This is a genomic window from Methylophaga sp. (genome assembly GCF_965655755.1).
In the GTDB taxonomy this organism is placed as follows: domain Bacteria; phylum Pseudomonadota; class Gammaproteobacteria; order Nitrosococcales; family Methylophagaceae; genus Methylophaga.
The window spans coordinates 424-9,334 of sequence record NZ_CBFHHW010000049.1 but is presented as its reverse complement, the minus strand read 5'-3'; the positions used below and the strand labels follow the sequence as shown (position 1 = coordinate 9,334).

The window sequence follows — 8,911 nt, the reverse complement described above, 5'->3', positions numbered from 1 at the left end:
CTCTGGCTCTGGCTCTGGCTCTGGCTCTGGCTCTGGCTCTGGCTCTGGCTCTGGCTCTGGCTCTGGCTCTGGCTCTGCAATAGTATTTTCTATTTGACCATTTGCAACAACTTTATCAGTTAATTTTTCTAGATATTGTTCAACCGTACTTTTCTGTTGTTGGGGCTCCCCCTCATCAACCGAGTCACTTATCTCACTACCTTGGTATGACTCAAGCTCAGTATCAACCTGTTCAGCAATGTCGAGACTTTCAGCCGCACCTTGCTCCGTCTTATTAATTTCTTCACCAAGAACATCATCAACCGAGTCGCTTATCTCAGAATAATTTTCTTCAATCGTTGTCCCCGTGTCGGCTTGTGGCTGTAAGCCAAAACTATTGGAGCGCACAAAGTCTTTCAGACTTTTACTTTTTTTTTTCACGACCGGCTTTATTTCATCTGACTCAGTTTCATCTTTTTGTTCTGAAGAACCTTTTTCAGCTTGAGATGTTACTGCTCGGTCAACATCTTCAGGATAGCCAGGAATTTCAATTTCGTATGATTGATCAATCAAATCATCAATATCATCGCTTTGACTAATTTTGTCGTCTTCTTGGACGGTTGGATTACCATCGATTTCTGTAATCTCCTGATAATCGTCGAGGTCTCGTTCTTCTTCGTTAATAGATTGCTGAGATAACTCTGTATCAGTTTGGCTGGATTGCTGTCGATCCTGAGACACATCATCTGGAGCAGTTAAGTTTCCAGCTTTATCAGGTCTTTCATTAGTCTCCTCGCCCTGACTAGGAAGCTCTTCAGCAGGCTGTATATCTACTTCGTCCTGTATTATTGGCTCCTCGTTCTCAAGCTCGATACCCTGACCTTCAAGCAATGCTTCAACATCTTCCGTACTGAGTAACTCCTCAACCTCGTCAACTGGCATCTGGATATCTTCATTCTGAACTGTTTCAGGTTCAGGTTCAGGTTCAGGTTCAGGTTCAGGTTCAGGTTCAGGTTCAGGTTCAGGTTCAGGTTCAGTAGTTAATTGTGGTTCATCTTCTGGCTCTTGTGTAGCAAGATCAGCCTCAAATTGTTCATCTACTTCCTCAGCCATTACTGAATCATCAAAGACGACTTCCTCCGTATTTTCTGAATCAGAAACAGGTGCTTCTTCAGTCTCAGCAATTTCAACCTCAGAAACAGCCTCTGGCTCATCAGCCTCAGTCTCAATTGTTTCTGGCTCAACAGCGCCTTGGCCCACCGGTACTAAAGCTAAGCTGGCATCAATGGCACTTTCAATTTTTCCTGGCATTGCAGCCAGCGCCTTGCCATCCTGTACCGAAAAAAGGTTGAGCAGATTTTTGTATATTGCTCTTTCACGCTCTACAAAGTCGTGCGTTTCGGTATTAAGCGCTTCTCCTTTCAGACCATATTTATCTGCTAAAACAGTCCTAATTTCCTGTTCACGTTGTTCACGATGTTTTTTAATCCGCTTGACTGCTGTTGTCGTTTCTTTATCGAGTTTTCGGCTTTTTTTAACACTCTTAAACAACAATACTCCGGCAATAACCGCAAAGATAATCGCGATTTCATAAGCGAGAAACTCTAAAATAGGGTCAGTCAATGTCATTTAAATTAAATCCCCTGCCGGAACAGTAGTTGATGATTGCTTACGCCACCAAAAAACACCTATCAGAAGCAAAAGCAAAATAATACCGTTACCAATTATCAATTTCATATTGTCTGTCATCGGTTGTTTTTGCTCAATATCTTCAGCCTCTAACACTGGTTCAATGACACTGTTTTCCTCTTCTGTAGCTTCATCAATAGGTGCTGGACTCTCATCCTCAGCCATTGTATTTGACTCAATGATAGGCTCTATTTCACTCACTTCATTGCTGTCTGTGAGCTGCAATGGTTCAGGTTGTAAATAAACCTTACGACCTTCCGGCGTTTCACCACGTAATTGCAGTGAGAGCTCATAAGGCTGTTGCGCTTCAAGTTCAGTCAAAGTCAGGCGCCAATTATTGTCATCTGTTTTAAGCATGTCATATGGCCATTCACTGCCATCTTCTTCCCTCAGTAAAGCTGTTATCGTCAGCGTATCGGGTTTAATGAGCGATTCATCGGCTTGTATCTCAATACGATGGCTTCGTGTTTGCTGATCAAGTTGTTCCACATCGATATTAACAGGAGCGGCAATCACGTTGATCGTTTGCCGGCGTTGCCGCTCAAACGTAGCGCTTTTCATGGTAACTGTGACATCGTGGCGCCCTGCAGTAAATTTTTTGCCTAACGTTGCCCGGTAGACACTTTTTGACGGCTCTCTTGTTAATTCCAGAGACTCTATTGTTCCATTGATATCCTGTTTCAGTTGCCCATTAACCAGATTGAGAAAATCATCACGGGTAATAATCTCACCTTTCTCCGTCAAGGTGGCTTCAAAATCAAAGTTTTCGCCTACCAGTACATTATTTGGAAGATCCGTTGTTTGTAACTGCATATCAGTGACCACCATGACACGATTATCGGGATCCAGATCAGCATTTATCTGCCACTGCCCGGCTACCGGATTGTCAATGGTTATCAAATCGTAACGCTTATCGTGTTGCCAGCGAATAGCAGCAGATTGGTCAGTCTGAGTCAGTTTAGACCCGTCGGGTAAGGTTAGCGTCGTTGCTTGAGTTCCCTCCTTCCGGAATGCCAATACAGTCATTTCGGTAATCGTATTATCAATTTTGAACTGATTATCGGCCAAAGGTACCGTGTCACGTTGTGTTGCTTTTTCAAACATGTGTAAGAAGATACGTTGCAGATCCTCGGCAGTATCCGCACGCTGATACCAGCCATCAGTTGCCATTGATAAGGCCTTTAATAATTCATGATCCGCATTCTCGGATAAAGCAATGGTATGAACAGCAAGATCTGTTCTCTTAAGTTTCGGGATAAGCTCATCTAGGATTCGTTGCCTGGATTTCTGAGTCGCAGCATTACCAGGCTGCAGATCCACAAAACCGTCGGAAAGCAGAATCATACTGCGTCTGAATTTGGGATTTGCCTGCTTTTGATTCGCCGTCGCTTTTTTTAATGCCAGTTCGATATTGGTGAATAATCCCAGAGAATGAATCTGAGTCGATTTTTCAATCGCGGTCTGACGCCATTCATCATTTACAGGTTTCCATGGAACCAGCATGTTGACCATTTTCGCGAAAGTCCAGACACCCGTGCGGGCATCTTCAGGCATTAAGCCAACCAACATCCTGACGGCTGGTGCTCTAAGATTATTCGGGTCGTTTTTTTTCATACTTCCCGAAATATCCACCACTACACGGACATCACTCACTGGCTCATCAGCAGCAAAAACGTGCTTTTGTGTCAATAAACACAGTAGCAAAACTGGCAATACAAGTTTGATGAATTTTAACATTTCTCTAACCCGTTTTTGATTGCCGTCATATTGTCTCAGCGAAATTGATGAGACAATTTTCTGACGGCAAATTTTAAGTTAGAGAGTTTTATGCAGGTTTTATGCCGCTCATTTACAGCAGTGAAAAGCCTCGTGTCAGATCAGCTTTGATATCGTCGATACTTTCTAAGCCTACAGAGATGCGTAACATGCCTTCGGTGATTCCGGCAGCATCTTTTTCTTCTGCTGATAATCTGCCATGAGTTGTCGTAGCCGGATGCGTGATGGTCGTTTTGGTGTCACCCAGATTTGCTGTAATTGATATCCACTCCAGGGCGTTTATCATTTTCCAGGCATCCTGCTGACCACCTTTGATTTCAAAAGCAATAATGCCACCGAATGCAGATTGTTGCCGCTTGGCCAGCTCGTGTTGTGGATGTGTCGGTAAACCGGCATAAAAAACACGACTGACAGCAGGCTGCTGTTCTAACCATTGAGCTAAATCGAGAGCCGAAGCTGAATGGGCTTTCATGCGTAAATCCAGAGTCTCGAGACCTTTGATGAATGTCCATGCATTAAACGGACTCATGGTCGGTCCTGCAGTACGCAGAAAACCATAGACTTCTTCACCTACTGTTTGAGCATCACCGACGACGGCACCGCCAATACAGCGGCCTTGTCCATCAATGTATTTGGTTGCAGAGTGCACAACAATGTCAGCACCGAAATCCAGCGGTTTTTGTAAGGCCGGCGTGCAAAAGCAGTTATCTACCACAAGCAGACAGCCATGTTCTTTGGCAAGTTTAGATAATGCCGTCAAATCAGCGATTTCGTTCAGCGGGTTTGAAGGCGTTTCCAAAAACAGGATTTTTGTTTCCGGTTTAATGGCCTGTTTCCAATCGTCCAGATCCGATAAAGTCACATAGCTGGTATCAATACCGAACCTGCTAAGATATTTATCAAACAGCACACGACTGGTGCCGAAAATACTCCGAGAAGAAACCACATGATCGCCAACTTCCAGTAAAGCCATCATCGTAGACAGGATTGCGGACATTCCTGATGAGGTCGCGACACAAGACTCGCCTCCTTCTAACGAAGCCAAACGCTCTTCAAAGGTCCGAACGGTAGGGTTGGTAAACCGCGAGTAGATATTACCTGGCTCATCCCCGGAAAAGCGTGCAGCAGCTTGCTCAGCGCTGTCAAAAACAAAGCTGGAAGTGGGAAATATCGGCTCGGACTGTTCAGACTCAGCTGTTCGGCGATGTCCAAGTCTTACCGCACGTGTTGCAAAGCCTTTGTCTTTAAATTCTTCTGTCATTTATTTCTTAATATTATAGGTAAAAGATGCAATTCTAATTGCTCAGCTTATGAGTGACCAGTTTAACTTGAAAAAGAGTCATTTAATCAATCACCTATTTTACCCCTTCTATTTGACAATGAGTGACAGTCGCATTAGAGTTTGCGCTCTCTGACACGGGTGCCTGCCTTCGCTGAAGGCAGGATAATCGGGAAATTGGTGAGCTGAAAAAGCAAATCTAATACTGCCCCCGCAACGGTAATCAAGTCAAAGACAAACATATGTCACTGTGAAATACGGGAAGGCGTTTGTCACATTTTTACTTGTAAGTCCGGAGACCGGCCTGTGTCAGCGGGATTAATCCCAAAATTCGTATCGCGGTGGGCGATAAGACGAAGAAGGTCGGCTCGCCGATATTTCGTCACGCCTGCAGCGGATAGTTTTATACACAGTATCGGGTGGATACTGTCCATTACAGGCAAACTCATGTTTTCAAAAAAAACTTTCCTTTCGCAGACAATTTCATCCTGTCTGTTAGCCGCTCTCTCCTCTCCGGCATATGCTCAACCCACTGAATTAGAGCAACTCGTTGTAACGGCAACTCGAACACCCACTGCTATAAAAAATACCGGTAGTAGTGTTTCTGTCATTACCAAAGAAGAAATTGAATTGAAACAGTTTCAAACGCTGGCCGATGCACTCAAGGGCGAATCAGGACTGCGTGTTGTTGAGCTGGGCGGGCGCGGATCGCAGACTTCTGTTTTTTCCCGCGGTACCAATTCAAACCACTCTCTTGTCATGGTAGACGGCATAGAAATTAATGATCCCAGTTCACCTACCGGTGCTTTCGACTTTGGCAATTTCTTGCTGGAAGATGTTGAAAGTATCGAAATTGTTAAAGGTTCACAAAGCGTTTTATACGGTGCCGATGCTATTGGCGCTGTCATTCATATCCGAACCAAAAGCGGTCAGGGCCCAATGAAGGCAAGAGCAAAACTGGAAGCTGGCAATAAAGCCACGCATCATGAAACTCTCGGCATATCCGGTTCAAAAGAAAACATTAACTACTCCCTAACAGCTGGACTATTTGAATCTGATGGTGACAGCATACCAACCAAAAGACGTATGCCATCCGGAACCACGCGTGAAGATGATGGATATCAGAATAAAGTAGTTTCCGGCAAGCTGGGCTGGCAAGGAGATAAAGTTCAGGCATCAGTATTTGGCAGACACATCGAATCACAGGTCGATATTGACGGCTTTTTGAGTGAAGACTTCGATGCCTATAACACCAGCCGTCAATCCTATCTCGGTGCAGAATTGAAGGGGCAGTTTTTTAATGATAACTGGCATCCGACACTCCGTATAACTCACACTGATATTGAGCGAAAAAACCGCAATGACCGGCAGAATCTGCTCGGCACGATCGATCGGAGTGACTATGAAGGTAAAAAAGATAAAATCAGTCTGCAAAATGATCTTTATTTCATTGAGAACAATTTAATTACAGTTGGTTATGAATTCGAAGAAGAGGAAATGCAGACAGATGGATTTACAACCTTTGGAAGTACGTTTGGAGATTTTACACTGTCTCAAATGACAGACGAAAATCGGCAGAATCGCGCTGTTTATATTCAAGATCAAATCACCTTTACGGGCAAGTTTTCAGCAACTCTGGGCGCACGACATGACAATACAGATGATTTTGGATCTGAAACGACTTATCGGGTAACTGGACGATATGAACTGACTGCATCTTCACAAGTCCGCGCTGCGTACAGCGAAGGTTTTCGCGCACCATCACTCTATGAGTTGTATGGTTTTACACCATCAAGTTTTGGTGCTTACCGAGGTAATGAGAACCTTGATTCTGAAACGAGTAAAAACAGAGAGTTAGGACTTGATCAAAGTTGGCTCGACGGAAAAGCCGAGTCAAGTATCACTCTATTTCAGAGTGATATTAAAGACTTAATCACCACTCAATTTAGTGGCTCAGATAGTACTAGTGTGAATATCAACGAAGCTGAAATTCATGGGCTTGAGGCTGATTTGAATCTGACGCTAACAAAGAAACTCGATATGAGTCTCAACTATACTTACACCCGCAGTGAAAATGAGGACGATCAGCAACTTCTTCGTCGTCCAATACATCAGGCTAATCTTGCAATTGCTTATAAACCAACATCGGCTCTCCGCTTTACAGGAAGTCTCCATCATGTAGGTAGTCGTAAGGATGCAGGTGATACTGCTCGAGCTCGAATGGGAAGTTATGCGGTAGTCAATATTACCGGTGACTATACTTTCAGTCAGCATGCACGCGTATTTGCACGCGTTGAAAATCTTTTCGATCGTGATTATGAGCCCGCCTGGGGCTACCAGGGTACCGGCATCACTGGTATCGTTGGTGTCGAACTAAAACATTAATAAACCACACAGGGCGGCTTCAGCCGCCCTTTTTATTGGAACGGATAATGGAAAAAGCTGAACGCCACAACAAACGCATGCAAAAGCAAAAGTCCATAGTTGATCAGCAGGTCGAGCAAGCTGACAAGGACCAAGGCTTATTGCTTGTTATAACAGGTAACGGTAAGGGCAAAAGCTCATCGGGCTTTGGCATGGTAGCTAGAGCATTGGGCCACAATATGAAAGTCGGCGTGGTGCAATTCATTAAAGGTGCTTTCAGTACCGGTGAAGAAGCTTTTTTTAGGCGTTTCCCGGATGATGTTGATTATCATGTCGTTGGAGATGGTTTTACCTGGGACACACAAAACCTGGAACAAGATATTGCATCGGCAGAAAAAGGCTGGGAAATCTGTAAAGCCATGCTACAAAATCCTGAACTGGATGTGATCCTGTTGGATGAACTCAATATCGTTCTGAAAATGAACTATCTCAGTGTGGATAAGGTTTTAGCTGATATAACCAATCGCCCACCTATGCAACATGTCATTATCACCGGTCGCGGTGCTCCAGAGCCGGTCATAGAAACTGCTGATACAGTGAGTCGAATAGAGGACGTTAAGCATGCTTTTCGTGCCGGAATAAAGGCACAAAAAGGGATTGAACTATAGGACATGCAGCTTGCTTTATACGCTGTCATAAATCTGTAAAGTTACCCACATTTTCTGTGGATAACTCTGTTATTAAGTTTGGGGTTAACGGCTAAGTGCCTCTCTTATATAGGCTCTTCACTAAATGCTCAAAATTTAACCAACACATTTTATTTATAAATATCAATGACTTATAGCTGCCTACATTAAAATCAATTACTTGCGTCGTTTTCCTAAATTACTTTTCAGGAAAAAGTTCCCTAAGTGAATAACTTTTTCTCTCAAATAGAATTATAGAACAGCCCGCCAAACAACAAAGGGCCCGATAGTGTTCACTATCGAGCCCTTTTTGTAAGTTGTTTCAGACTGAAAAATATTATTTATGAATCGACCGATTCAGCCGTGCTTTCCATTTCTAAATAAATTTCATTGTCTTTCAACGTAACATTGACATGTCCACCACGGTGACTGAGCTTACCGAACAGCAATTCATCAGCTAACGGACGTTTGATCTTTTCCTGAACCAAACGCGCCATTGGTCTTGCGCCCATGAGCACATCATAACCGTTATCTGCTAACCAATGACGTGCCTTGTTATCGATTTCAATGGTGACATTTTTATCCTGTAACAACATTTCCAACTCCAGAACCGCTTTATCAGCCACACGTAGAATCGCGTCCTTATCCAGTGGTTTGAAGTGAATAATGCCATCCAGACGATTTCGAAATTCTGGCGTGAATGTACGTTTTACCGCTTCGGAGCCATCGGTCTGATGTTCCTGTTTAGTGAAACCGATCGACGTTTTACTCATCTCTGACGCACCGGCATTACTGGTCATGACTAAAACGACATGACGGAAATCAGCTTTGCGTCCATTATTATCTGTCAAGGTCCCATGGTCCATCACTTGAAGTAATAGATTAAAGACATCAGGGTGGGCTTTTTCAATTTCATCTAGCAGTAAAACCGCGTGGGGTTGTTTGATTATGGCATCTGTCAATAATCCCCCTTGATCGAAACCAACATAACCCGGAGGCGCGCCAATCAATCTGGAAACCGTGTGGCTTTCCATATACTCAGACATATCGAAACGAATCAGATCCACACCCAAGTTATGGGCAAGTTGACGCGTCACTTCTGTTTTACCGACACCGGTAGGGCCTGCAAACAGAAAAG

The 8,911-nt window shown here is 43.9% G+C and carries 6 protein-coding genes and 1 riboswitch; of the genes, 2 read left to right on the top strand and 4 right to left on the bottom strand.

The annotated features are described in order from the left end of the window. The 3 genes from ACTF5U_RS11855 to ACTF5U_RS11845 form a co-directional block, all read right to left on the bottom strand. The coding region (locus tag ACTF5U_RS11855; protein WP_438971842.1) for a hypothetical protein at positions 1-1,608 on the bottom strand (1,608 nt) is incomplete at its 3' end. Beyond that, a complete protein-coding gene (locus ACTF5U_RS11850; protein WP_438971841.1) occupies positions 1,609-3,405 on the bottom strand; it encodes a VWA domain-containing protein in 1,797 nt (598 codons plus the stop codon). Positions 3,406-3,517: 112 nt separating this feature from the next. Next, complete coding sequence (locus tag ACTF5U_RS11845; RefSeq protein ID WP_438971840.1) at positions 3,518-4,705, bottom strand: O-succinylhomoserine sulfhydrylase; 1,188 nt, start codon at positions 4,703-4,705, stop codon at positions 3,518-3,520. Between the two features lie 140 nt (positions 4,706-4,845). Then, positions 4,846-5,045: riboswitch (cobalamin riboswitch) on the top strand. Positions 5,046-5,170: 125 nt separating this feature from the next. Between ACTF5U_RS11845 and ACTF5U_RS11840 the strand changes: the two genes are divergently transcribed. Both ACTF5U_RS11840 and cobO read left to right on the top strand, forming a co-directional pair. After that, positions 5,171-7,108 (top strand): TonB-dependent receptor plug domain-containing protein, encoded by a 1,938-nt coding sequence (locus ACTF5U_RS11840; RefSeq protein ID WP_438971839.1) that lies wholly within the window; start codon positions 5,171-5,173, stop codon positions 7,106-7,108. Positions 7,109-7,155: 47 nt separating this feature from the next. Next, complete coding sequence (gene cobO, locus ACTF5U_RS11835) at positions 7,156-7,755, top strand: cob(I)yrinic acid a,c-diamide adenosyltransferase (RefSeq protein WP_438971838.1); 600 nt, start codon at positions 7,156-7,158, stop codon at positions 7,753-7,755. A gap of 359 nt (positions 7,756-8,114) precedes the next feature. On the opposite strand, the gene ACTF5U_RS11830 is transcribed toward cobO, so the two are convergent. Continuing rightward, a partial coding sequence (locus tag ACTF5U_RS11830) for an AAA family ATPase (protein WP_438971837.1) occupies positions 8,115-8,911 on the bottom strand: 797 nt, incomplete at its 5' end.